At 70.3% G+C, this 25692-nt stretch carries 18 protein-coding genes; 5 read left to right on the top strand and 13 right to left on the bottom strand.

All coding sequences use genetic code 11. The annotated features are described in order from the left end of the window. Positions 1 to 141: 141 nt before the first annotated feature. From cowN to GGD82_RS14555, 3 genes are all read right to left on the bottom strand, one after another. Positions 142 to 471, bottom strand: coding sequence for a N(2)-fixation sustaining protein CowN (gene cowN, locus GGD82_RS14565; protein ID WP_150062860.1), 330 nt, complete (start codon positions 469 to 471; stop codon positions 142 to 144). A 166-nt stretch (positions 472 to 637) separates the two neighbouring features. Then, complete coding sequence (locus GGD82_RS14560) at positions 638 to 1369, bottom strand: PAS domain-containing transcriptional regulator (RefSeq protein ID WP_150062861.1); 732 nt, start codon at positions 1367 to 1369, stop codon at positions 638 to 640. Further along, a complete protein-coding gene (locus tag GGD82_RS14555) occupies positions 1366 to 2370 on the bottom strand; it encodes an XdhC family protein (protein WP_150062862.1) in 1005 nt (334 codons plus the stop codon). The genes GGD82_RS14560 and GGD82_RS14555 overlap by 4 nt, the downstream gene beginning before the upstream one ends. A gap of 381 nt (positions 2371 to 2751) precedes the next feature. Between GGD82_RS14555 and GGD82_RS14550 the strand changes: the two genes are divergently transcribed. Genes GGD82_RS14550 through GGD82_RS14540 form a run of 3 tightly spaced genes read left to right on the top strand, consistent with a single transcriptional unit; the run spans position 2752 to position 6453 of the window. Beyond that, entirely contained in the window at positions 2752 to 3234 is a 483-nt protein-coding gene (locus GGD82_RS14550) for a (2Fe-2S)-binding protein (protein WP_150062863.1), read from the top strand. A gap of 4 nt (positions 3235 to 3238) precedes the next feature. Continuing rightward, complete coding sequence (locus tag GGD82_RS14545; protein ID WP_150062864.1) at positions 3239 to 5632, top strand: xanthine dehydrogenase family protein molybdopterin-binding subunit; 2394 nt, start codon at positions 3239 to 3241, stop codon at positions 5630 to 5632. Positions 5633 to 5661: 29 nt separating this feature from the next. Beyond that, positions 5662 to 6453: an FAD binding domain-containing protein gene (locus tag GGD82_RS14540; protein WP_150062865.1), complete on the top strand. Its 792-nt coding sequence runs from the start codon at positions 5662 to 5664 to the stop codon at positions 6451 to 6453. 97 nt (positions 6454 to 6550) lie between these two features. Here the strand turns inward: GGD82_RS14540 and glcF are convergent, their stop codons facing one another. From glcF to GGD82_RS14525, 3 genes are all read right to left on the bottom strand, one after another. Beyond that, entirely contained in the window at positions 6551 to 7843 is a 1293-nt protein-coding gene (gene glcF, locus GGD82_RS14535; RefSeq protein ID WP_150062866.1) for a glycolate oxidase subunit GlcF, read from the bottom strand. Between the two features lie 2 nt (positions 7844 to 7845). Next, on the bottom strand, positions 7846 to 9093 hold the full coding sequence (gene glcE / locus GGD82_RS14530) for a glycolate oxidase subunit GlcE (protein WP_150062867.1): 1248 nt from the start codon (positions 9091 to 9093) through the stop codon (positions 7846 to 7848). Positions 9094 to 9250: 157 nt separating this feature from the next. Then, the gene (locus GGD82_RS14525) at positions 9251 to 10738 is read right to left on the bottom strand and encodes an FAD-linked oxidase C-terminal domain-containing protein (protein WP_150062868.1); all 1488 of its coding nucleotides are present in this window, start codon (positions 10736 to 10738) and stop codon (positions 9251 to 9253) included. Between the two features lie 277 nt (positions 10739 to 11015). Here GGD82_RS14525 and GGD82_RS14520 point away from each other — a divergent pair, with 277 nt between their 5' ends. Both GGD82_RS14520 and GGD82_RS14515 read left to right on the top strand, forming a co-directional pair. Beyond that, positions 11016 to 12410 carry a class II 3-deoxy-7-phosphoheptulonate synthase gene (locus tag GGD82_RS14520; protein WP_150062869.1) on the top strand — a complete coding sequence of 465 codons (1395 nt, stop codon included), beginning with the start codon at positions 11016 to 11018 and terminating at the stop codon, positions 12408 to 12410. 30 nt (positions 12411 to 12440) lie between these two features. Next, the gene (locus tag GGD82_RS14515; RefSeq protein WP_246163927.1) at positions 12441 to 13625 is read left to right on the top strand and encodes a beta/alpha barrel domain-containing protein; all 1185 of its coding nucleotides are present in this window, start codon (positions 12441 to 12443) and stop codon (positions 13623 to 13625) included. A 173-nt stretch (positions 13626 to 13798) separates the two neighbouring features. Here GGD82_RS14515 and GGD82_RS14510 read toward each other — a convergent pair whose 3' ends face one another. The 7 genes from GGD82_RS14510 to GGD82_RS14480 all read right to left on the bottom strand — a co-directional run bounded on the left by GGD82_RS14510 (position 13799) and on the right by GGD82_RS14480 (position 25572). Continuing rightward, positions 13799 to 14287 carry a helix-turn-helix domain-containing protein gene (locus GGD82_RS14510; protein WP_150062870.1) on the bottom strand — a complete coding sequence of 163 codons (489 nt, stop codon included), beginning with the start codon at positions 14285 to 14287 and terminating at the stop codon, positions 13799 to 13801. Positions 14288 to 14493: 206 nt separating this feature from the next. Further along, positions 14494 to 16062: an apolipoprotein N-acyltransferase gene (lnt, locus tag GGD82_RS14505; protein WP_150062871.1), complete on the bottom strand. Its 1569-nt coding sequence runs from the start codon at positions 16060 to 16062 to the stop codon at positions 14494 to 14496. Next, positions 16059 to 17057, bottom strand: a complete 999-nt coding sequence (locus GGD82_RS14500; protein WP_150062872.1) for a hemolysin family protein — start codon at positions 17055 to 17057, stop codon at positions 16059 to 16061. Before GGD82_RS14500 ends, lnt begins: the two co-directional genes overlap by 4 nt. After that, positions 17032 to 17664: an rRNA maturation RNase YbeY gene (gene ybeY, locus GGD82_RS14495; protein ID WP_150062873.1), complete on the bottom strand. Its 633-nt coding sequence runs from the start codon at positions 17662 to 17664 to the stop codon at positions 17032 to 17034. Before ybeY ends, GGD82_RS14500 begins: the two co-directional genes overlap by 26 nt. Then, on the bottom strand, positions 17661 to 18653 hold the full coding sequence (locus GGD82_RS14490; RefSeq protein ID WP_246163928.1) for a PhoH family protein: 993 nt from the start codon (positions 18651 to 18653) through the stop codon (positions 17661 to 17663). The genes ybeY and GGD82_RS14490 overlap by 4 nt, the downstream gene beginning before the upstream one ends. Then, the gene (gene miaB / locus GGD82_RS14485) at positions 18650 to 20035 is read right to left on the bottom strand and encodes a tRNA (N6-isopentenyl adenosine(37)-C2)-methylthiotransferase MiaB (RefSeq protein WP_260178437.1); all 1386 of its coding nucleotides are present in this window, start codon (positions 20033 to 20035) and stop codon (positions 18650 to 18652) included. Before miaB ends, GGD82_RS14490 begins: the two co-directional genes overlap by 4 nt. 179 nt (positions 20036 to 20214) lie before the next feature. Further along, positions 20215 to 25572, bottom strand: a complete 5358-nt coding sequence (locus GGD82_RS14480; RefSeq protein WP_150062874.1) for an alpha-2-macroglobulin family protein — start codon at positions 25570 to 25572, stop codon at positions 20215 to 20217. Positions 25573 to 25692: the final 120 nt, after the last annotated feature.

Below are 25692 nucleotides of genomic sequence, written 5' to 3'. Positions count from 1 at the left end.
CCGCGATCCAGACCCGGGTCCAGGCGGTGATCAGAGGCAAAAAGTGTTACCTATGTCATCGGTCCAAAACGTTACCAATGTTTCCGGTTGCTCAGCTCGACAGGGACCGCGTGCCGTGGCGGCACCCGGCGGAGAGCCGCGTCAGAAGCACTCTTCTTCGAGGATCTTGAGCGCCGCCAAGGCCTCTTCGTCGTCGTGATCCTCGAACAGCTCCGCCATATAGTACGTGTGGGAGTGCAGCAGCAGAAGCTTGTCCGTCGTCGGGGTGTCACTGGCCTCCGCGTCGGCCAGCCGGCTCTTGAACCGGTCCCAGAAGGCGTTGCCCGTCTCCGGATGGTCGATATAGCGGCGCAGGTGCTCCATCACGGCGGCCATGTTGGCCTCGAAGTCGATGCCCTCGAACGAGATGTAGCGGTCGGAGACACGGGGCGCGCCGTCGGAGGCGGGGGCGGACGGAAGAGGCTGGGGCATGGCCGCGATCCTTCGGGCAGGGCGTGATGGAAAACGCCGATGGACACTGAGTGAGCGGACGGTGCCAGTGCGACCGCGTGCGCACAATGGGCGAGTCCCCAACGGCCGGCGGGCTGCACGAACGGCAGCGATCCTGCACGAATGGTCCGTGGCTGGGCGGCGCGGATCACACCGCCAGCAGGCGCCGCACCAGCCCGACCTTGCCCCGACTCACCGGGATCAGGGTTTCGTCCGCGTCGGCGAGCCGCAGGCACAGCCGCCCGTCCCGGTGCTCCGCTGCCCGGACATGGCGCAGGTTGACCAGATGCCCCCGGTGCACCCGCACGAACAGGCGCGGGTCGAGCCGCCGTTCCAGATCGGCCAGGGAGCGCGGGCAGAACGCGCGGAAGTGCAGGGTGCGGGCCTCGGCGTAATGACCCTGGGCGCTCAGGCTGGCGACCGCGTCCACGTCGATCAGGCTGGTGACGCGCCCCGGGCCGCGCACCAGCGGCAGCTTGAGCAGGTGGGCGTCGTCGGCGGGCGGTTCGCCCATTTGCGCGTCGCCCAGGGCGTGGAACATCAGGCAGACGCCTTCGGCCCCGCCCAGCCGGGTGGCCTTCACCACCAGACTGCCCATCGGGATGGTGATGACCAGCGCGGCCTCGCCCTCCGCCGAGTCCTGCGCGGTGTCGATCAGCCAGCGGATTTTCGGCCGGGCGCTGGCGGGGTGCAGGTCGAGGAGTGGCACACCCTCCCAGGTCTCGTGGGCGTTGGTTCGCAGCAGCCGCCGCGCCATCGGGTTGACCGAGCGGATGCGGCCGCTGGCGTCCGTGATGACCACGCCGACCGGGGTGCGCTGCAAGCGGTATTCGAACGGCGGACCGTCCGGCGGGGCAGGGGCGGTGGGGGTTTCGGTCATGACGGGATGGACACGGCGCGGACCGCTTCCACGGACGGCCGTTGGCTCCGGTAGGCCCGGATGACGCCGGCGACGATGGATGTGGCGATCTCCGCCGGGTTGGCGGCGTGGATGGGCACCCCGGCCGGTCCCTCGATGCGGGCCAGGGTGGTCTCGTCGAAGCCCTCGTCCGCCAGCGTCGCGAGCCGGGCGGCATGGGTCGTCTGGCTGCCCAGCGCGCCGATGTGGAAGGCGGGCGAGCCCAGGGCGTGGCGCAGCAACGGCAGTTCCACGGCGTGGTCGTGAAACAGCGTGACGACGGCGGTGGCGCTGTCGATGGCCACGCTTCGTGCCTCGCCCGGTCCGGTGCCGCGCACCGGCGCGGCGCAATGGGGGGCGGAGCCGTCGCCGGCATGGGCGTCGTCGGTCAGCACCTCGACACGGTAGCCGTTCAGGGCGGCGATCTGCGCGCACAGGGGCAGGATTGGTCCGCGCCCGGCCAGGATCAGGCGGGGCGGCGCCCGGTGCAGGCGGCGGAATTGGGTCTCGGATGTCCACGCCAGTTCCGTGGTGGCGAAGGCGGCGTCGTCCCCGGCGGTGGGGGCCTCCACCCGGGTGTCCCCCGTCGCCGTATCGGTCACCAGCACGGCCGCCCGCCGCGCCGCCACGGCGTCCGCCACCACGGCGAGCGCATCCGTCGGCACGGTCACATCCACATAGACGTCGATGGACCCGCCGCAGGGCATGCGCAGGTCCACATAGCGCGACCCCTCGCCGAAGCGGGCGACGCGGTTGCGCCCCTCGGCCATGGCGGCTAGGGCTTCCTCGGCGATGCCGCCCTCGACGCAGCCGCCGGAGATCAGGCCGACCACATGCCCCTGGGCGGAGACCGCCAGTTGCGCCCCCAGCGGGCGCGGCCCGGACGCGGTCTTGCGCACCAGGGTCACCAGCGCCCCGGCGCCATCCCGCCGCCGCGCCGCCAGCAGGGCCGGCAGGACGTTCTCGTCGAAGTCCTGGATCATGCGAACTCCTCCCCTCCGCCCGGGACGGAAAGCCCGACTGTGGCGGTTGACATTGGCGCGGATCCTTCCGTAGCGTTAATCACAATGAAAAGGAATGACAAGCTGGCGTGACTGGCTTGCGTCACAGGGAGGAGACGGGTCCGGCGCCGCGGCGTCCCCATCCCCTCATACATATCCGGCTCCGCCGCCCGGCCCACGGGACACGGAGGCTGCCCGGCATCCGGCATCGCGTGGTGTGTCCCGCGCGAGACCGGGGACCGTCCGTCCGCTGGCCTGCATGTGGGGATGCGCGAGGGTCGGTCCCGGCCCGTCGCGGTTCCGCCCGATGAACAGGCTCCGGCGCCGTGTCGCGCGCGGGGCTCCATGAGGAGACGTCCAGGCATGTCCATCGCCATCACCATGACCGTCAACGGCCGGGAGGTCAGCGGGAGCGTTGAGCCTCGCACCCTGCTGGTCGAGTTTTTGCGGGAGCATCTGCGTCTGACCGGGACGCACGTGGGGTGCGACACCAGCCAGTGCGGCGCCTGCGTCGTGCTCATGGACGGCGCCTCGGTGAAGTCCTGCACCACGCTGGCCGTGCAGGGCGACGGGGCCACGATCACCACGATCGAGGGGCTGGCCAACGGCACCACCCTGCATCCGATGCAACAGGCCTTCAACGACCATCACGGCCTGCAATGCGGCTTCTGCACGCCGGGCATGGTGATGAGCGCGATCGACCTGGTGGCGCGTGTGCCGAACCCGACCGACGCGGATATCCGCAAGGGCCTGGACGGCAATCTGTGCCGCTGCACCGGCTATCAGAACATCCTGCGCGCCGTGAAGGCGGGCGCCCAAGGGATGCAGACGGGCATGGGAGGCTAGGGCCATGAACGCACCCGTGAAGACCGTGGGCACGTCCGTCAAGCGAACCGAGGACGCCCGGTTCCTGACCGGCCGGGGCCGGTATACCGACGACATCAATCGCCCGGGGCAGCTCTACGCCGCCTTTGTGCGCTCGCCGCACGCCCACGCCGTTCTGGGGGAGATCGACACACAGAGCGCGCTGGATGTGCCCGGCGTGGCGGCCGTGTTCACCGGCGCCGACATGGCCGCCGATGGCGTCGGCGGGTTGCCCTGCGGCTGGCAGGTGATCGGCAAAAGCGGCGTGCCGATGAAAGAGCCGCCGCATCCCCCGCTCGCCGTCGGCCGCGTGCGCCATGTGGGCGACACCGTGGCCGTGGTGCTGGCGGAGAGCCGCAACGCCGCCAAGGACGGCGCCGAGGCGCTGATGATCGACTACGACCCGCAGCCGGCCGTGGTGCATCTGGCGGACGCGGGCGCGCCCGGGGCCGCGCAGGTCCACGACGACGTCGCGGGCAACGTCTGCTACGACTGGGAGATCGGCGACAAGGCCGCCACGGACGCCGCGTTTGAGGGCGCCGCCCATGTGACGCGCCTGGATCTGGTCAACAACCGGCTGATTCCGAATGCGATCGAGCCGCGCGCGGCGGTGGGTGAGTACGATCCCGCCGACGGCTCCTACACCCTGACCACCACCAGCCAGAACCCACATGTGATCCGGCTGTTGATGTGCGCCTTCGTGCTCAACCTGCCGGAACACAAGGTGCGCGTGGTGGCACCGGATGTGGGCGGGGGCTTCGGCTCCAAGATCTTCCATTACGCCGAGGAGGCCGTGGTCACCTGGGCGGCGGCCAAGGTCGGCCGTCCCATCAAATGGACGGCGGAGCGCGGCGAATCCTTCATGACCGACTGCCACGGTCGCGACCATGTCTCGACGGCCGAACTGGCGATGGACGCGGACGGCACGTTCCTCGGCCTGCGGGTGCGCACGCTGGCGAACATGGGGGCGTACCTGTCCACCTTCGCGTCGTCGGTGCCGACCTATCTGTATGCGACGCTGCTGGCGGGGCAGTACCGCACCCCGGCGATCCATGCCGAGGTCAAGGCGCTGTTCACCCACACCACGCCGGTGGACGCCTACCGGGGTGCCGGGCGGCCCGAGGCCACGTATCTGCTGGAAAAGCTGGTCGAGAAGGCCGCGCGCGAGATGAAGATGGATCCGGCGGAGCTGCGTCGGAAGAACTTCATCCGGCCCGACCAGTTCCCCTACGCCACGCCGGTTGCGCTCACCTACGACACCGGCGACTACGCGGCCAGCCTGGACCGGGCGCTGGAGCTGTCGGAGTACGCGACCTTCGCCGAACGGCGGGCCGCGTCGGAGGCCAACGGCAAGCTGCGGGGCGTCGGCTTCTCCTGCTACATCGAGGCCTGCGGCATCGCCCCCTCGGCGGTGGCCGGCGCCCTGGGCGCACGGGCCGGTCTGTACGAGGCGGCGGAGGTCCGCTTCAACCCCACCGGCTCCGTCACCGTGTTCACGGGCAGCCACAGCCACGGCCAGGGCCACGAGACCACGTTCGCTCAGATCGTCGCGGATCGTTTGGGTGTGCCGATGGCCAACGTGGAGATCGTCCACGGCGACACCAACCGCATCCCGTTTGGCATGGGCACCTACGGCTCGCGGTCGCTGGCGGTGGGGGGCTCGGCCATCGTGCGGGCCATCGACAAGATCATCGACAAGGGCAAGAAGATCGCCGCCCACATGCTGGAGGCCGGCGAGGGCGACATCGAGTTCAAGGACGGCGTGTTCTCCGTGGCCGGCACCGACAAGTCCCTGACCATGGGCGAGATCGCGTTCCAGGCCTACGTGCCGCACAACTTCCCGCACGACAAGCTGGAGCCGGGCCTGGACGAAAGCGCGTTCTACGACCCGGGCAACTTCACCTATCCGGCCGGCACCTACATTTGCGAGGTCGAGGTCGACCCCGACACCGGCCACGTGACGGTGGATCGGTTCACGGCCGTGGACGACTTCGGGACCATCATCAACCCGATGATCGTCGAGGGGCAGGTGCACGGCGGCGTGGCCCAGGGGCTGGGGCAGGCGCTGCTGGAAGGCTGCGTCTACGACGACGAGGGCCAACTCGTGACCGGCAGCTACATGGATTACGCCATGCCGCGCGCCCTGCACATCCCGGACTACCGCTTCGATTTCACCTGCACGCCCTGCACCCACAATCCGTTGGGCGCCAAGGGGTGCGGCGAGGCCGGGGCCATCGGCAGCCCGCCCGCGATCATCAACGCCATCATCGATGCGCTGGGACCGCTGGGCGTGGACGATATTCCCATGCCGGCCACGCCGCACACCGTGTGGCAGGCGATCCAGGCCGCTCGGGCCAGCACCGCGCAGGCGGCTGAATAACCGCGACGACGACCAACGGAGACGGACCCATGTATGCGTTCGAGTATCATCGGCCGTCGTCGCTCGACGAGGCCGTGGCCCTGCTGACCAGCGACGACATCAAGCTCCTGGCCGGCGGGCAAACCCTGATTCCCACCCTGAAGCAGCGGCTCGCCATGCCCGACGCGCTGGTGGACCTGGGCCGGATCGAGGCCCTGAAGGGCATCCGCACGGAGGGGGACTCCATCGTCATCGGTGCCCGCACGACCCATGCGGAGGTCGCGGCCTCCGAGGAGGTGCGGGCGGCGATCCCGGCCCTGGCTCGGTTGGCCGGCCTGATCGGGGACCCCCAGGTTCGCAACCGGGGCACGATTGGAGGCTCGGTGGCCAACGCCGATCCGGCCGCCGACTACCCGGCCGCCGTGGTCGGGTTGGGGGCGACCATCCACACCAACCAACGCACCATCCCGGGGGACTCGTTTTTCGAGGACCTGTTCACCACCGCGCTGGACGACAACGAATTGATCACGGCCGTCGCCTTCCCGATTCCGCAGGCGGCGGCCTATGAGAAGTTCGCCAACCCGGCCTCGGGCTACGCCGTCGTGGGGGTGATGGTGGCGAAGACGGCCGGCGGGCCGCGCGTGGGCGTGACCGGGGCCGGACCCTGCGCCTTCCGCGCTCCGGCGCTTGAGGAGGCGTTGGCGGGGGCGTTCACGCCGGAGGCCGCGAAGGGTGTTTCTATGCCGGCCACCGGGCTCAACGCCGATATCCACGCCTCGGCGGAGTACCGCGCGGCGTTGATCTCGGTTCTGGCGTCGCGGGCGGTCGCGGCGATCGGTTAGGGCGCGGGCCTCACCGGCGGACGTGCCAGGACGGGCGGTTCCATGTGGGGCGCCCGTCTTTTTGCCGGTCTCTGGCGCGCGCCGCCGGTCCGCGCCTCTACCGCGACAACTCGGGCGGTTTTGGGCCGCCGGTGGCCCAGTCCAGAAGCTGCACGGTGTGGACCAGCGGTGTCTCGGTTTCGGCCGACAGGTGGTTCAGGCAGCCGACGTTGCCCGCGACGATCACGTCCGGCTCCAGCCGGGCGAGCGTTTCGGCCTTGCGGGTGCGCAACTGGCGGGACAGGTCCGGCTGGGTGATGGCATAGGTCCCGGCGGAGCCGCAGCACAGGTGCGGATCGACCGGGGTCACGACATGGTACCCGGCGGCCTCCAGCAGCTCTTTCGGCAGGGTCTTGATCTGCTGGCCGTGTTGCAGCGAGCAGGCGCTGTGATAGGCCACAACGAGCTCGCGGACCAAGTCGGGCGGGGCCGCCGTCTCCCGCAAATCCAACTCGGCCAAAACTTCGGTGACGTCCACGGCCTTGGCGCTGATCGCGGCGGCGTCGGCGGCGATGTCCGGCTCGTCCGCCAGCATATGGCCGTAGTCCTTCACGGTGGTGCCGCAGCCGGAGACATTGATGACGATCCGGTCGACCCCGGCGGCGGTCCAGGCGCGGACGTTGGCGCGGGCGTAGGCCTTGGCGGCGTCGGTCTGGCCCAAGTGCTGAACGGCGCCCCCACAACAGCCCTGGCCCTCGGCGATCACGACCTCGCAGCCGTGGCGCGTCAACAGGCGCACGGTGGCGGCGTCGATCTCCGGATCCAGCGCGGGCTGCACGCAGTTGCGCATCAGGGCGACGCGCAGGCGGGGCTCGCCCCGCGCCGGAAACACGCGGGGGCGGTCGATCGTGGAACGCAGCGCGGGCCGCTTGCCCGCCATGCGGGCCATCGCGCCCAGACGGCCCGGCACCAACGGCGCCAGGGGGCTCGCCAGCCAGCCCGCCAGCATGGCCCAGCGAAACCGGCCAGTGTTGGGAATGAGGCTCGCCAACAGGCGCCGCACGGTCCGGTCCACCAGCGGGCGGCGATAGGTTCGTTCGATATGCCCCCGCCCCTGGTCGACGAGGTGCATGTAGTCCACGCCCGAGGGGCAGGTGGTGATGCAGGACAGGCAGCTCAGGCAGCGGTCGATGTGCTTGACGACGGTCGGGCTGGCCGGGCGGTCGTTCTCCAGCATGTCCTTGAGCAGGTAGATGCGGCCGCGCGGGCTGTCCAGCTCATCGCCCAGCAGCACATAGGTCGGGCAGGTCGCGGTGCAGAACCCGCAGTGCACGCAGGTGCGCAGGATATCGTTGGCCTCGCGGATCAGGCGATCCGTGTCCAGGCGGTCGGGTGCAAAGTTGGTCTGCATGGCTAACGGCCCTCTCCCATGCGCCCGGGATTCAGCAGCCCCTTGGGGTCGAAGCTTTCCTTGACGCGGCGGGACAGCGCGGCCAGGGCGGAGGGCTGCGGCTGGAACACGGCGACATGGGCGCGCACGGCCGGATCCGCGCGGACCAGAGTTGCGTGACCGCCGCCATGAAGGGCGATCGCTTGGCGTACGGCGGCGGCGTGGGCGTGGTCCGTCGGGGCCAGCGCCAGCCAGACCAGCCCGCCGCCCCAGTCGTAGTACCAGCCCAGCAGGGCGCCGGGGGCGTGGTCCTCTAAGGTTCGGACCACGGCGGCCCCGGCCATGGGGGCCACCGACAGGCGCCAGATCTGGGCTTCGGGCGGGGTCATGAGCAGGCGCACGTCACGGACCTCGGTCCACAGGGCGGCGCTGTCCGCCCCGTCCAGACTTTCCGTCGGGCCCCAGCCGCTCAGTTCGTTCCGCAAGGCCTCGCTCCGCCAGGCGACGGAGGGCTCCGGTCCCTCGATCCGCAGGGCGACGACCGCGCGGCCGCACTCCCGAACGGCCGCAACCTCGGAGTCCGCCGCCACCAACTCCGGCAGGAAGGCGGCGCCGGAGACCTCATGTGGCGAGCGCAGGCCGTGCGACATGACCTCCATGGCCGCGTGTTCGCCCGTGCCCAGAACCAGGACGGTGCGGGCCGTCTCCGGGCGCGGTACCACCCGCAGCGACAGCTCGGTCAGCGCCATCAGGGTACCGAACGACCCCGCCATCAGCTTGGACAGGTCGAAGCCGGTGACGTTCTTGACCACCCGGCCGCCGCTTTTCACGGCCTCCGCCCGGCCCGTCACGCCGTGCACGCCGAGCAGGTGGTCGCGCGCCGCGCCCGCCGACAGGCGGCGCGGTCCGGCGAGGTTGCAGGCGATCAGACCGCCCAGGGTGCCCGGCGGATCGTTGGGACCGTTAGGGCGGCCCAGCAGGGCGCGCCAGTCCGGCGGCTCGAACGCCAGCATTTGGCCGGCCTCATCCAGGGCCGCCTGCACATCGGTCAGAGAGGTTCCGGCCTGGGCGGTCAGAACCAGTTCGTTGGGCGCATAGTCGATGATCCCCGTCAGCGCGCTGAGATCAAGGACATGGCTGGTGTTGGTCGCCCGCCCGAGGGCGGCCTTGGTGTCCTGACCGCGCAGGGACAGCGGTGTGGCCTCGGCCACAGCCCAGGCCATCAGTTCGGCGACCTGTGCGGCGGTGTCGGGACGGTACGTCTGGGGCATAGGGGGCCACGTTGGTTGGATCCGGAGAGGGGGGAGTCTGCTCGTCTCGCGGCACGGGACCGGCGCCTCCACCCCTCACCATACACCGTTGATGGTTGCGGTGGGAACACGGGTGCGAAACGGGACCGCGGTTCGGTCGGGGTGTAGAGCCGGGGGGCTAGAACCGGGGGATCTCCGGGAACGGCATGGATCCGCCCGACATCCGCATCTGCCCCAGCTCGGCGCAGCGGTGCAGGGTCGGGAACACCTTGCCCGGGTTCAGGAGCTGGCCGGGATCGAAGGCGCACTTGAGTCGCTGTTGCTGCATCAGGTCGATCTCGCTGAACATTTCGCCCATCAGGTCGCGCTTTTCGACGCCCACGCCGTGCTCACCGGTCAGCACACCGCCGACCTCGACGCACAGCTTCAGGATATCGGCGCCGAACTGCTCCGCCCGCTCCAGTTCGCCGGGCGTGTTGGCGTCGAACAGGATGAGCGGGTGCAGGTTGCCGTCGCCGGCGTGGAACACGTTGGCCACGCGCAGGCCGTAGTGGCTGGCCATCGCGGCCATGCGGCTCAGCACCGTGGGCAGGGCGTGGCGCGGGATGGTGCCGTCCATGCAGTAGTAATCCGGGGAGATGCGCCCGACCGCCGGGAAGGCCGCCTTGCGCCCGGCCCAGAACAGAGCACGCTCGGCATCGCTGGCGGAGACGCGCAGCGTTTTGACCCCGTGGTGGCGGGCGAGGGACTCGACCTGCTCGATCCGGTGCGTGACCTCGGCTTCCGGCCCGTCCAGTTCGCAGATCAGCAACGCCTCCACGTCCAGCGGGTAGTCGGCGTGTACGAAATCCTCGGCGGCATGGATGGCCGGCCGGTCCATCATCTCCAATCCGGCCGGAATGATCCCGGCGGCGATGATGGCGGCCACCGTCGCGGCCGCCGACTCGTTGTCCGGAAAGCCCATCAGGACGACGCGCGCGGTCTCGGGGGCCCGCAAAATGCGCACCGTCACCTCGGTGATAACGCCCAGTAGGCCCTCCGACCCTGTAATGACCCCCATAAGGTCATAGTCGCCGGCATCGAGATGCTTGCCGCCCAGGCGCAACACCTCCCCGGTCATCAGCACCATTTCCAGGCCCAACAGGTTGTTGGTGGTCAGGCCGTATTTCAGGCAGTGCACGCCGCCGGCGTTCTCCGCGACATTGCCGCCGATGGAACACGCAATCTGGCTGGAGGGGTCCGGCGCGTAATAAAAGCCCTCCGCCTGGACCGCCTGCGTAATGGCCAGATTGGTCACGCCCGGCTGGGCCACGACGCAGCGGTTCGCCAGGTCGATGTCGAGGATCCGATTGAACTTGCCCAGGCCCAGGGTGACCGCGTCGGCCAGTGGCAGGGCGCCGCCCGACAGCGACGTCCCGGCCCCGCGAGGGACGATTTTGACCGCGTTCTCATGGCAGTAGCGCAGCACGCGGGACACCTGCTCGGTGGTCGAGGGCAGCGCCACGATCAGCGGCGGCTGGCGGTAGGCGGACAGGCCGTCGCACTCGTAGGCGCGCAAACCGTCCTCGTCCACGATCACGCCGTCGCCCGGGACGATCCGCCTTAGGTCGCGGGCGATTCGGGCGCGGCGGGCGATGGTTTTGGCGTCCGGCTCCGGCATGCGCATCGTAGGGCTCCTGTTGGCGTCGCGCCCGTGCGGGGCGTGGCAAGTCTTCAGTCTAGGCTGGCCAGGACGCAACGTCAGCCCGCGAAGCGCGGCGTTCTGCGCCATGAATATGAAATGCGTTTCCATAATATGGAAGCTTCAGAGGCAGCGGACGGTGCCAAAACGGGCATTCGTTCTTTCATCCCGCCGTCCCGCCTATTATATCAGGCACCCTTGGAGTCTGTCCTGCCTGGGCCGACGCCGAGAGTCGCCGCAACGAAAGACGGAAGGCAGCACGATGGCCCGCGACTGGACAGCACGGAGCTGGCGCGACAAACCGATCCAGCAGGTTCCGACCTATCCCGATCCGCGGCGCGTCACGGCCGTCGAGGACGAACTGGCCGCGCTGCCGCCGCTGGTGTTTGCGGGGGAGGCCCGGCGCTTGCGTGCCTCGCTGGCCCAGGTGGCCAAGGGGAAGGCTTTCCTGCTCCAGGGGGGCGACTGCGCCGAGAGCTTCGAGGAGTTCAGCGCCAACACCATCCGGGATACCTTCCGCGTCATCCTTCAGATGGCCGTGGTGATGACCTACGGCGCCGCCTGCCCGGTGGTGAAGGTCGGACGCATGGCTGGCCAGTTCGCCAAGCCGCGCTCCGCGCCGATGGAGGAGATCGACGGCGTGTCGCTGCCGTCCTACCGGGGCGACATGGTCAACGGGATGGAGTTCCAAGCCGCCACCCGGACCCCGGATCCGGAGCGGCTGCTGCGGGTCTACCACCAGTCCGCCGCGACGCTGAACCTGCTGCGCGCCTTCGCTCAGGGCGGCTATGCCGATCTGTTCCAGATGCACCGCTGGACGCTGGACTTCGTCAAGGGCAGCCCGCAGGCCGAGCGCTACGAGGATATGGCCAACCGGATCACCGAGGCGCTGGGCTTCATGGAAGCCTGCGGACTGAACGGGGAGTCCGTCTCGCAGCTTCGGGAGACCGAGTTCTACACCTCGCACGAGGCGCTTCTGCTGAACTATGAAGAGGCGTTGACGCGCGAGGATTCGACCCGTCCGGGCGAGTTCTATTCGACCACCGCGCACATGCTGTGGATCGGCGACCGCACCCGCCAGCTCGACGGCGCGCACATCGAGTACATGCGCGGGATCCGCAATCCCGTCGGCCTGAAGGCCGGGCCGTCCATGACCCCGGACGAGCTGCTGCGTCTGATCGAGGCGCTGGATCCCAACAACGACGCCGGCCGCCTGACCGTCATCGCCCGCATGGGCGCCGATGCGGTCGAGGAACACCTGCCCGCCCTGGTGCGCGCCACCAAGCGCGAAGGGCGCAACGTGGTCTGGGCCTGCGATCCGATGCACGGCAATACCGTGAAGGCGTCGAGCGGCTTTAAGACGCGGTCGTTCGATCGTATCCTGCGCGAGGTGCGCGGGTTCTTCGCGGTGCATCAGGCCGAGGGCACACACGCCGGTGGTGTGCATTTCGAGATGACCGGACGTGACGTCACCGAGTGCATCGGCGGCGCCCAGGCGATCACAGAAGCCCGGCTGGGTGATCGCTACCATACGCACTGCGATCCGCGTCTGAACGCCCATCAGGCGTTGGAGCTGGCCTTCCTGATCTCGGAAGGCCTGAAGCAGGAGCGGACCCTGGGTAAGCTGGCCGCCCCCGGGCTGGCCGCCGTGAGTTAGACGGGGCAGAAACGGCCCCGGGGAGTCGTCATGGATACCATCCCGTCGGACGCCGCCGAGAGCCTGGGCTCCACTTGGCCGCACCCGAACCTCGTGCCGTCCTGGACCGATGTCTATTTCGTGCGAACGCGCGAGATCGTCCGGCGCTTCGGAGACTGCCGGGTCACCTACGCCATCTTCATGCGTCGCCCGGTGGTGTATGCGCCCCGCCTTGCGTTGACGTGGTTGCGGGCGATGGCGGACGCGCGCGGGTTCACCGTGGACGTCGAGGAGAACTACCGCGAAAGCCAGTGGGTCGGCGCCGGCGAGCCCATGATGTACATCTCCGGCTCTTTGGCCGGACTGGTGGACCTGGAAACGCTCTTCCTGCAAAAGCTGGGGGCCTGCGGGGTCGCCGCCTACAACGCCTTCTCGATGAGCGCGGAACTGCCGAACGTGGCGTTCCTGGCCATGGACGCGCGCCATTGCGCGGGCACCGAGATGGCGGAGCTGATGGCCTACGCGGCCTCGGTCGGGTCCAGCCGCGCGCGGCGCAAGGCGAAGGCGAAGGGCTTCGTCGGCAACGCCACGGACGCTACGGCCCATTTCTTCGAGCAGTCGGCCGGCCTCGGCACGATGCCTCACGGCCTGATCGGCTATGCGGATTCCACCCTGCGCGCCGCCGAGATGTTCCATGAGACGTTTCCGGATGTGCCGTTGACGGTGCTGGTGGACTACTACGGCCAGGAGGTCTCCGACGCGCTGGCCGTATGCCGGCGGTTCCCGGAATTGGCTGCGGCCGGCCGGTTGAGCGTCCGTCTCGACACCCACGGCGGACGGTTCATCGAACACCTGGATACGCAGAAATCCTACGAGGTCCTGGACCGGCATTGTCCGGACGCCATCCGGGGCTACCGGTCGGAGACCGAGCTGCGCTATCTGATCGGAACGGGGGTCTCGGCCGCCGCCATCTGGCATATGCGCGAAACGCTGGATGAGGCGGGCTTTCCCAACACGCGCATCGTGGCCTCGTCGGGCTTCGGCCCGGCCAAGTGTCGCGTCATGGGCTACGCCCGGGCGCCGATCGACGTGATCGGCACCGGCAGTTATCTGCCCGAGAACTGGAACGAGACCTACGCCACGGCGGACATCATCGCCTACGACGGCACCCCGCGCGTTAAGGTCGGCCGTGAGTTCCTGCTGCGCCGGCTGGAGGACGAAGGCACACCGGGTTAGGGTCGGCCAGAGGCGTCCTCGCCGGCCGGTATCTTCAGCAAGGGTCTCAAGCGAGCGTCTCACGCGGGGTGGTGGGCGCGCGGCGGGGCGGCGTCCACTCGACAGCGCGTTGGCGTGGCGCGCCGCCTCACATTTGAACCCGCGCATGCGGGCCAAATGTGAGGCGATCGGCTTTATCCCGACTCTCCGGTGTCGCCGACTCCGAGCGTGCGGGTCAGGTCGAACACGCGCCGCCGCACCTGGGGATCGGCAATGCGATAGTAGGACCGCACCAGTTCCAACGTTTCGCGCCGTGCCAGCGGGTCGGGATCGGCGCCCTCGTGGAGCGTATGCAACGAGCCATTGCCGCCGGTGAGGTTGCGCGGGCTCAGGGCGGATGTGGTGTCGTCCATCTCCTCGAAAAAGTAGCCCATGGGAACGTCCAGCACGTGGCTGAGGTCCCAGAGGCGACTGGCACCGATGCGGTTGGCGCCGCGTTCATACTTCTGCACCTGTTGGAACGTCAGCCCGATTGCCTCGCCGAGGCGCTCCTGACTCATGCCCAGCAGCGTCCGGCGCAAGCGGACGCGGCTTCCAACATGCACGTCAACGGGATTGGGTTGTCCCGAAGGGGTTCGCCCGCGGCTGGACCGCCGCGGTGTCTGCGAATGTTGCTCCGCCATGCTTGTTGCCTTGTGGAATACGGTGACCTACGCGACGGTAGTCGTTCCGCGAGTGCGTCGACCGAATTTCTGCCGATGCGGGACGATTCTGCACGTATTAATGGGGTAATGTTAGGTACCGGCGGGCACAGGGTCAACGAGAAACCTGTAATTTTCTGCAAGTCGGCGAGTTGGGTTGAGAATCGCGGGTGGTATTCAACGTTACGCTACAGTCGCAGTTCTTTATGATTGTATAGCGCAACAGCAACGATGAAAAAGAGTGCTGCCGCTATTGGAAGAGCGTTCCCAAGACGGGCAAACACTGTGGACCTTAGCGCTCCGGGCAACGCGGCGTCGATCGTGCCGCGTGTGCCCAGAGCAAGGCGGGCCGTCACCCGGCCCAGAGGATCGACCACGCCCGAGATGCCGGTGTTTGCCACGCGCACCAGCGGCAAACCCTCCTCGACGGCCCGCAGGCGCGCCGTGGCGAAGTGCTGATGGGGGCCCGGGCTCAGGCCATACCAGCCGTCGTTGGTCAGGTTCAGCATCCAGGCCGGGCGATCATCCGGGCGGACCACGGCGCCGGGGAAAATGACCTCGTAGCAGATCAGGGGCGCGACCGGAGGCAGGCCCTTCAGCCGCAGCGTGCGGGGGCCGGGGCCGGGCGTGAAATCCACGCGGCCCGGGGTGATCTTCTGCACGGGCAGAACATCGGCGAAGGGCACGTATTCGCCGAACGGGACCAGATGCGCCTTGTCGTAGGTGTCCCGGATGGAGCCGTCCGGCGCGATGGCCATGAGGCTGTTCCAGACCTGGAACGGCACCTGACCCGGGGTGGTCACGCGCGGGGCGCCCGTGATGAGCAGGCCGTCGGTGGGCGCCGCGTCGGCGGCCATGAACCGGTGCACCACGTCGGCGTTGAGCGGGAAGGCGGACGCCGTCTCGGACCAGATGACATGCGTGACGGCGTCGAAACCCGGTTGCCGGCTGAGCGCGACCTGGTCGATCAGGTTCAACTCGCGGCGGGCTGGGTCCCACTTCTCGGTCTGGCTCAGGTTGGGCTGCACCAGCCGCAGCCGTACGCCCTCCACCGTCCCGGGGTCCACCGTTGCCAGCCGCACCGCGCCCCAGGCGCTCAGCCCGGCCAGCGGCGCCACCGCCACGACCAGCGCGGTGAGCGAGCGTGCCGCGGATCGCGCGTCGCCTAGCACTGCTGGCGCCGCGAGGGCCATCACCGTCAGCCCGCTCAGGCCCAGCGCGCCGATCAGGCTCGCGCTCTGCACCGCCGGGGGGAGCGGCATCCAGACGGTACCCAGCATGTTCCAGGGAAAGCCCGTGGCCACCCACATGCGCAGCCATTCCGCCAGCACCCATGTGGCGGCGAGCACACCGATCCGGGCGGCGTGGCCCGGACGCCAGAGATACCCGGCGAGCGCGGTGCCGGCGCCCATGAAGAGGGCCAGGACGGCGCTCAGGCCACCGACCGCGAACGGGATCATCCAGCCGAAGGCCGCCGCGTCCACCAACAGGGCGTAGGCGATCCAGTGGATCCCGACGACGAAGAAGCCGAAGCCGAACCACCAGCCGGTGCCGAAGCCGCCCCGGAGCGGCCGCTCCACCCCGTCGAGCAGCCAGACCAGCCCGATCAGCGCCACAGCCAGGGCGGGGAGGATGTGAAAGGGGGGCAGGGCCAGCGCCGCGAGGGCACCCAGCCCGCAGGTCAGGCCCCGGCGGCGCCAGCCGCGCAGCCCCGCAACCCAGCCGGCCAGCCGCGCGCGGCGTGTCGGCGCGGTCACGAGCCGCCGTTTCCGTTGCGCGTCGGCTCGCTAACCTCCGGCGGCAGATTGCGCAGGCGTAGGCGTTTGATCCGGCGAGGGTCGGCCTCCAGCACCTCGAACTCCAGCCCGCTGTCGTGGACCAGCAGTTCACCCCGGCTGGGGACCCGCCCGGCCAGACGGAACACCAGCCCGGCCAGGGTATCGGTCTCCTCGCGCTCCTCCTCGGACAGGATAGCGCCGAAGCGCTCCTCGAACTCTTCCAGGTCGAAGCGCGCATCGGCGATCACCGATCCGTCCTCCTGGACGGCAAGTTCCGGCTCGACCTCGCCGTCGTGCTCGTCCTCGATCTCGCCGACGATCTGCTCGACCAGATCCTCGATAGTCACGAGGCCGTCGATGCCGCCGTACTCGTCCACCACCAGCGCCATATGTGTCTTCTTCAGCCGCATCTCCAGCAGCAGATCCAGCACCCGGATGGACGGCGGCACGAACAGCACGGGGCGCGCCAGCGCAACCACGTCGGGCTGTTCGCCGCGATGCAGGTGCGGAATCAGATCCTTGATGTGGACCATGCCGGCCGTGTCGTCGAGCGAATCCCGGTACACCGGCATGCGGGAGTGCCCCTTCTCCGCCATCAGCGTGGCGATTTCGGGCAGGGTCGCGGAGTCCCCCAGCGCCACGATGTCCGGCCGGGGCACCATCACGTCCTCGGCGGTCATATCGCGCTGGTGCAGCACGTTGGCGATCAGCAGGCGTTCGTGCGCGTCGATGGGCAGTTCCGCCTCATCGCGCGTTTCGATGATCTCTTCCAGGGTGCCGCGCACCGAGCCATCGCCGTTGCCGCGGCCGCGAAACAGGCCGCGCAACCAGTCGCCCAGGCTTTCGCCGGAGCCGTCCGTTAAGCCGTCGGGCGTGCGCTCCAACGCCGGGTCGCCGTCCGTGGGGCCGTCGCGTTCGGGATCGGCCGGCGGGCTGGCGCCCGGCGTTCTACTCGGTGTCGGGTCGTCGTTCATCGTCTCCAGTCCCAGGGTCCCGGTCCGGCGCGTGAGGATCGGCGATGCCAAGCCCGGCCAGAATACGGGTTTCCAGGCCTTCCATGGCCTCGGCCTCGTCATCGTCCTGGTGGTCATAGCCCAACAGGTGCAGAACGCCATGCACCACCAGATGAGATAGGTGATCGGCCAGCGCCTTGCCATCACGGGCCGCTTCGTCCCGCGTGGTTTCGAAGGCGACGATGACGTCGCCCAGCATTTCCGGCTCCGGATCCGGGTCGAGCGGGTCGCCGTCGACCACGGGCGGCAGCACGCGGCCGTCCTCGCCCTCCAGCGCGGCGAAGGACAGCACGTTGGTCGGCTTGTCCTGGCCCCGGAAATCGCGGTTCAGGGCGTGCACGCTGGCATCGTCCTCCAACGCGATGCACAGTTCGACCACCGGCTGGGTCGCGAGCATCGCCGCCAGCGGTGACCCGGCCAGGCCACCTTCAAGGGCGGCGCGGGCCGCCCGTTCGCACAGGGCGACCGGTCCCTTGACGGCCTTGCGCCAGGGTGGGGACTCGATCACGACATCAATGTCGAGGTCCGGCACGGCGGCCGGATCGGGCACGGGAATGGGGGAGGTCATCGACGCGGAGTCCGGTTTGCAGCCTCGGCGCCGAGCTTACGGTCCCGTTCGTCGTAGGCCTTGACGATCCGGGTCACCAGGTCGTGGCGCACGACGTCGCGGTGGGTGAACGAACAGACGGCGACGCTCTCCAGTCCCTCCAGCGTGTCCAGCGCGTCATGCAGGCCGGACCGGGCCCCAAGGGGCAGGTCGATCTGGGTCATATCGCCGGTCACGATCATGCGGGAGTGCTCGCCCATGCGGGTCAGGAACATCTTCATCTGCGTGGGCGTCGTGTTCTGCGCCTCGTCCAGGATGATGCAGGCGTTGGCCAGGGTGCGCCCCCGCATGAAGGCGAGCGGCGCGACCTCGATCTCGCCTGCTTCCATGCGCCGCATCACCTCGTCGCCCGGAAGCATCTCGTAAAGCGCGTCGTACATCGGACGCAGATAGGGATCCACCTTTTCGCGCAGGTCGCCCGGAAGAAAGCCGAGCCGTTCACCCGCCTCGACCGCTGGGCGCGACAGGATGATGCGATCCACCGCCCCCGTCATCTTCAGCGCCACGGCGTGGGCGATGGCGAGATAGGTCTTGCCCGTGCCCGCCGGTCCCAGGCCGAACACCAGCTCCGCCCGGGCCATGGCCTGGATGTAGCGCGCCTGGGCAGGGGAGCGGGCCTCGATGGTGCGCTTACGGGTGCGCAGGATGGGGGCGGGGCCGTCGTCCAGCGCGGAGGGCTCCAGCCCCATGCGCACGGCGGCGTCGACATCGGCCTTGGTCACGTCGCGGCCGGCGCGGGCGCGGGCGTACAGCGAGTCGAGCGCGCGCACGGCGGCGTCGACCCCGGCCGAGGAGCCGCCCACCACCGTGATTTCGTTGCCGCGCGTGGGCAGCGACACGCCGAGGCGGGCTTCCAGATGGTCCATGTTCTCGCTGCCGGGGCCGAAGACGACCTGAAGGGCGCTGTTGTCGGCGTAGGTGCGGACCGCCTGAGCCGCAGTACCGGTCAAGACCGCGCCCCCACGGCCTGGGCCGGGTGTGTGGTGTCGTCGGCGTCGTCGATCAGGCGCCCGGACAGGCTGTTGGGCCGGCCCTGGTCGATGACCACGCGCCGCACGGTGCCCAACACGCCCTCGGGGGCGTCCACATGGACCGGCTGCATGAAGGGGCTGCGCCCGACCAACTGACCTGGATGCTTGCCGAGGCGGTCGAACAGAACGTCCATCTCCAACCCCTCGGAGCGCCGGTTGAACGCGACCTGCTGGGCGTTCAACCGGTCCTGGAGCGCGGCCAGCCGGGCGGCTTTCTCCGGCTCGGGCACCTGACCGGGCATGGTGGCTGCCGGTGTGCCGGGCCGGACACTGTACTTGAACGAATAGGCCTGCACGAAGCCGATGGTGTCCACCAGATCCAGGGTTGCCTGTGCTTCCGCCGCCGTCTCGCCGGGGAACCCGACGATGAAGTCGGACGACAGCGCCAGATCCGGGCGCGCGGTGCGCAGGCGGTCGACGATGCGCCGGTAGGCGTCGGCGTCGTGGCCCCGGTTCATGGCCTTCAGGATGCGGTCGGCGCCGGACTGCACCGGCAGATGCAGGAACGGCATCAGCGCGGGCACCTCGGCATGGGCGGCGATCAGGTCGTCGTCCACGTCGCGCGGGTGACTGGTCGTGTAGCGGATGCGGGTGATGCCGTCGATCTCCGCCAGGGCGCGGATCAGGCGGCCCAGGCCCCAGACGGTGCCGTCCGGGGCGTCGCCGTGGTAGGCGTTCACGTTCTGGCCGAGCAGTGTGACCTCGACCGTGCCGGCGGCGGCCAGGGCGCGGGCCTCGGCCAGCACGTCGGCCACCGGGCGGGAGTACTCCGCGCCGCGCGTGTAGGGCACGACGCAGAACGTACAGAACTTGTCGCAGCCCTCCTGGATCGACAGGAACGCGGCCGGGCCGCGCGCGCCGGCGGCGGGCAGGTGGTCGAACTTCGCATCCACCGGGAAATCGGTGTCGAGCTGCGCCGTGCCGGCGCGGCTGAGGCGGGCGATCATTTCCGGCAGCCGGTGATAGGTCTGCGGGCCGAGCACCAGATCCACGAACGGGGCCCGGGCCAGGATCTCCTCGCCCTCCGCTTGGGCGACGCAGCCGGCCACCCCAAGGATGGTGCGGCCACCGCCCCGGGCTTCGCGCGCGGCGCGCATCTGGCGCAGGCGACCCAGTTCCGAAAACACCTTCTCGGCCGCCTTCTCGCGGATGTGGCAGGTGTTCAGAATCACCATGTCGGCGTCGGCCGGGTCGTCCGTGGTGGCATAGCCCAGCGGCGCCAGGACATCCGCCATCCGGGCGGAGTCGTAGACGTTCATCTGGCAGCCGTAGGTTTTGATGCAGAGCGTCTTGGTCGCCAAGGCGAGCGTTCGCGCGGCTCGGGCCGCGTCCTCAAGTCGGGGGAGCGTTCCGGAAACGGGCGGACGCTCCCGTGTCGTGCCACCGCGCGGGCGGATCCCGGGAGCGGATATCGTGTTGAAAGCCGGAAGGTGAGCGGGGGCCGCCGGGTTGTCAAGCCGGCATGCGCCCCGTCGCACCATCACCGGGGTGTAATGATCATCTGAGCCGCCGGGCCACGGGCCCGCAGGGCCGGCTGGTACATCGACTCGACGAAGACGCCCGGCATGGTGAACACCCCCGGGGTCACCGCGCGGACCAGATAGGCCACCGTGAACCCGGTGTGGTCGCGCCCGATGGGCAGCGCCGCCACGAACCGGTCGTCTCGCAACTCCACATGGGCCGGCGTATCGAGGTCCGGCAGCCAGTCCAGGCCGGCGGTCGATCGGCCATCGCCGACGGCGGCGTTCTCCAGCACGAGACCCGCCGGCAGCAGGTCGACCACCAGCGCTTGATGGGTCTCGTCGTCGCCCAGGGCCTGCGGGTCCACGGTTTCGCCGGAGATCACGGCGACCATCAGGTCCGACTGACCGACCATCACCGGGTCGACGCGCTGGCCGTCCAGGTCATAGAACACGCGGCTGATGGTCAGGCCGTGGTCCTCCGCGGGGGGCGGGGCGCTCGGAATGCCGTCGCCCGCCACCACCATCGTCACGGTGCCGTCGCCGGTGTTGGTGACCGACACGGCACCGGAGGCCGCGTCCGCGCCGGGCCGGACCAGCGCCCGACCGGTGCCGAGGGGCACCGTCTCGGCGCCCGCAACGGAGACGGACAGGGGCCCCTGAAGCGCTTGAAGCGCGGCGGCGGCCTGTACCAGCCGCGCCTGCTCCTGCGTGCTCAGCCACGGTTGGCCGGCGCGGGCGTCCGCCAGCGCCTCGGCCTCGGCCAGCGGATCCCCCAGGCCGCTTTCGGCCATCAGGGCGACCGTCGCCGCGACATCCCGCAGGGTGGAGCCATAGGGGCGCGGGATATCCGCCGCCTGCTCCGCCGTCAGGGACGAGAGCTGAAGCCGGGCTTGGTCCGTCGCCGCAAACGCCGAGCGGGCGCGCGCGGTGTCGCCGATCATGGCGAGCGCCGCGCCCAGGTGGGCGCGCGGCAACGGCCCCGGCAGGCGGTTCAGGTCGGCGTCGTGGACGTAGCGCAGGGCGCCCGGATCGACCTCGCCGGCCAGGGCGAGCACATAGAGCGCGTAGGCGCGCGCGGGCAGGGCCTCGTCGGCGTAATCCAGGCCCAGGACCGTGCTTTCCAGGAATCCGAGCGCCCGGTCAAGCGCGAACGGCGGCACCGTATGGCCCGTGTTGCGGGCGCGCAGCAGGAACTCCGTGGCATAGGCGGACAGCCACTCCTGACGCTCCCCGCCGCCCCACAGGCTGAACCCGCCGTCGCCGCGCTGCATGGCGACCACGCGGGCGATGGCCTCGTCAATGCGGTCCTTCAGCGCATCGGGGTCGGAGGGATCGACCACGCCGACCGCCGCCGCGACGTCCGCCACCATCAGCAGGGGCAGGGCGCGGCTGACGGTCTGCTCGACACAGCCGTAGGGGTAACGGTCCAGGTCGCGCACCAGACTGGCCAGACGCAAGTCCGGCAGCGTGGACAGGCTGACGCTCAGGCTGGCGGTGCCCGGAGCGAAGCCGTCCAGTACGCCGCGGTTGAGCGGCTGGCTCTGGCCCGGGGCGAGCCGGTACGTCCGGGCGCGGGTTTCGCGTGCCGCCGCCGGCCGCGTGGACAGCCCCCACGCTTGCGTGGTGGTGGCGCCGTTCGGATCGGTCACGGCCAGGGTCACCCGGCCGCCGCCGATCGTGTCGCCCTTCAGAGTCACCACATGGTCGCCGCGGCCGCCGGCCGGGATGGGCAGGGTCGCGGTTCCACCCGCGTCCACGGTGACACCGCCCTCGGTGGTCACGGCCACGCGCCAGTCACCGGCCGGGCCGTCCACATTGTCCAGGGTCAGATGCATGGCCGCCCGGTCTTCCGGCGCCAGGAACCGGGGCAGGGTGACCAGCGTGACCATGGGATCCCGGATCGTCACGGAGGCTTCGCCATGACCGACGCCGCGCGCGTCATAGGCCGCCGCCATCACCCGGACCCGCCCGTTGAAGGCGGGGATGTCCACGCGCACGGTCGCCGTGCCGTCGGCGTCCAATTCCACCGGGCCGGAGAAGACCGCCAGCGGCTCGACCGTCTTGTCGGGCAATCCCGGCGCGTGGCGCCCGGCTGCGTCGCCGCCGGTGCGCAACTGGCCCAGGGTGGCGTCGCGGCCATCGATCAGGGCGCCATAGGCGTCCCGCAGCTCCACGCCCAGACGGCGCTTGCCGAGGAAGAAGGCGTCCGGCTTCGGGGTCGCGAACCCGGTCAGTTGCAGGATGCCCTCGTCGACCACGGCGACCGTCACCCGGGTGTCGGGGCCCGCGTGCGCCACCGACACCGGGATCGTGAGCGGGCCACGCGGGCGGATCGTCTCCGGCGGATCGAGCGTCACATCCAGGGTACGGTCTGCCGTGTCCACCGCCACCCAGTGCACGCCCACGGCGCGGCCGGGGCCGCGTTCGGTGTCGGTGCCGGGGCGGAACAGCGAGACGGCGACGTAGGCGCCGGCGCCCCAATCCTCGGTGACCGGGATCTCGATCACGCGACCATCGGCGGGCACGGACACCGAGCGGGCGTCCAGCACGTCCTGGCCCAGCACCGTCACCAGGGCCTCGCCCGCGAACGGCGGGTCGAGCGAAAGCCGCGCGGTCTGACCCACGGCGTAGGTGGCGTGTTCGGCCGTCATGCGCAGGGTGTCCGGCGTGTCCTGGGCGCTTGGCCCCGGCACGCGCCAGCCGGCGTAGAAGCGGTGGCTGGTGACCGCGCCGCTCTCCAGATCCGCGACCTCGACGCGGAAGCGGCCCCAGCCGGACACGGGCAGGGTGACGTCGACCGTGCCGTCGGGGCCGGTGACGATGTCGCGGGCGTCAATGCGGCGGTCGCGCACCACGGCGCTATACCGCCAGCCGTCGCCCTCGCGGTACCACTGATAGTCCCAGTCCTCGGCGTACAGGAACACGCGCAGGCTGCGGTCCGGGACCGCGTCGCCCGCCGCGTCCATGGCCAGAACGCGGTAGCCGGCGGACTCGTCCTCGTCGATGCGGCTGTCCTCGAACAGTGGGTCCAGGCCCACCATGGTGTCGGTGAGGCGGACCGGGATGCTCACCGCCCGGTTGGTCGGACGTCCGCCCGGCTCCAGCACGGTGGCGCGGACCAGGGCGGACAGCGGCAGGCTCGTGTCCGGGGCGTCGCGCAGCAGCGCCTCGACCCGGGTGCGGCCCTCGTCGTCGGTGTCGGCGATGGTCAGGTCTTCACGCCAGGGCTCGAAGCTCTCGGTGGTCAGACCGAAGACGTAGTCCGCCCGCTCCGCCCCGAACGGCTGCGGGTCGTGCCGCAGCACCAGTTCGGCCTCGGCAGCCAGTCCGGCGGCGGGCGCGCCGTACAGATAGCGCGCCTCCACGCCGATCGGCACCGTGTCGCCCGGGCGTAGGACGGTATTCTCCGGTGCATCCAGCAGCACCTCCATGCGCGCCGGTACGAAGTCCTCAAGCTGCACGGTGACGCGGCCGATGGCCGGACCGTCCGGTTCCGCATGGGCGGTGATGGTCCAGACGCCGGTGCGGTCGCTGTCGCTGGTGGGCAAGCGCAGCCAGCCGCCGCCGCCGGAATCCAGCCGCACCACCTCGCGTCGGACCTCGACCCCGTCCGGCCGCATGACCTTGAGCGTCAGGGGCAGGTCGGTGACGGCGCGCGCCCGGTCGTCGCGCAGCAGGGCCATCATCTCGATGGTCTCGCCGGGCCGGTAGATGCCGCGCTCCAGATACAGAAAGGCGTCCAGCGGCCCCGGCGCATCGCGCCCGCCCACACCCCGGTCAGACAGGTCCAGCGCCGGCCGCCCCAGGTCAAGCAGGGCGTGGTCCGATCCGTCGGGCGCGGTGGCGGTGACATGGCTGGGCCGCGCGCCGCCGTCGCCCCGGAGCAGACCGGCGGGCAGCCGGGCCAGGCCGGTCGCATCCGTGGTGGCGGTGCCGAGCACGTCGTTGTTGCGGGCGATCAGGGCGACCTCGACCCCGGACTGCGGCTGCCCGGTCTCCAGCGAGCGCGCGGCGACCACCAGCTCGCGGTCGCCGTGGTAGGCCTGAAGGCCCAGGTCCGTGACCAGCACCCACTGGGTGGGCCGGTCCCGCCAATGCGGGGGGGGGCGCGAGGCGATGGTCGCGGTGACGGCGTACAGGCCCGGTTCGGGGTTGGGCACCGCCTTCGCGAACGGCACGGCGGCGCGCTGCTGGCGGTTGGCTTCGTTCGGTAGGTCCATGGCGCCGGACCAGACCAAGGTGCCTGTCTCATCGCCCAATTCATCGGCCGCCCACCCGGACAGGGGGCGGAAGGTCTCGCCCTCGCGCAGGGCGGCGGCGAGGCCGCGCGCGGGGAGGCGGTAGATCGTCAGGTCCACGCGCGCGACGTTCACGCTGTCCAGCGGCAGGCCCTGGCTGCCCCGGGCCGGGAGCACGTAGGACTCCCCGACAAAGGCCACGCGCGGCTCCCGGTTCGGGACGGCGACGCTCCAGGTGCGCGTGTCGGCCAGCGCGGCGCCGTCGGCCAGCGGCAGTCCCGCGCGCAGGGTCACGTCCAGCCGGGTGCCGTGCCGGAAGCCGGACAGGCACAGCGCGTCGGCGTCGACGCGGGCCACGGTGTCGTCGGCGGGGTCGAGGCCCACGAAGTCCTCATAGCGCACCGAGCCGTCGGCGACGGGATCCGCGGTGAAGGTCAGGCAGAGCTCGGGCACGTCGCGTTCGATGCGGCCCGTCATCGTGGCCAGGACGGGCGCGTCCCCGGCCACCGCCCGCAGGCGGTCGCGTGTGTCGGCGTCGTCCCCATAGGCCAGCGCGGCCTGATACAGTGGCACGGCGAGGTCGGGTTCGCCCACGGCCTCGGCCACGTCGCCGAGGATCCGCAGGGCGCGGCGGTGCCCGTCGTCACTGCCGGCCACGCCATAGGCGGTCCAGGCGGCCAGAACGCCGTCGCGGGACTGCGGGTCTTGCGTCAAGCGCAGGCGCGCCAGCGCGCGCCACCGGTCGGCATCGTCATCGCCGCCGGCGTCGATATAGTCCTCCAGCGCGGCGATTGCGGCGGCGGGATCGTCGGCCTCCTGGGCTTCGCTGTAGCGGTCCAGGGCGTCGCGGCGCGTGCTCCACTCCTCGTCGGCCACCGTGTCGCGCGCGCGCAGCCCGTGGGCGTACGCGCGGGCGTCGCGGGAGAGCACCCGCAGGCGGTCGATGGTGGCGAGTTGGGTGACCAGCGGCGAGGCCTCGGCCGGCAGGTCGTTGGCCCGGGCCGAGCTGGCGGCTCCGGCGCCTGCGGCGAGGACGCCGCAGACCAGACACAGACAGGCCAGGGCGTGCCGCAACGGGCCCCCAACCGGCGTGGACATCCGATGCGCGGTGATGTGCGCGGTCGTATGCGCAGTCATGGGCGCCGCCTCCCCTTCGACACGGTGTCTCGGTTGTGCCCCGGTTTATCCGGGGCCGCGAGTCTGATACCGGGCGATTGTGGCGGGGGTGGGATGACGCTCCAGGCGTGGCTTTCGTCG

This window comes from Roseospira marina, assembly GCF_014197855.1.
Lineage (GTDB): Bacteria > Pseudomonadota > Alphaproteobacteria > Rhodospirillales > Rhodospirillaceae > Rhodospira > Rhodospira marina.
Note: the sequence above shows the minus strand (reverse complement) of the source record. Positions and strands in the feature narration are given on the sequence as shown.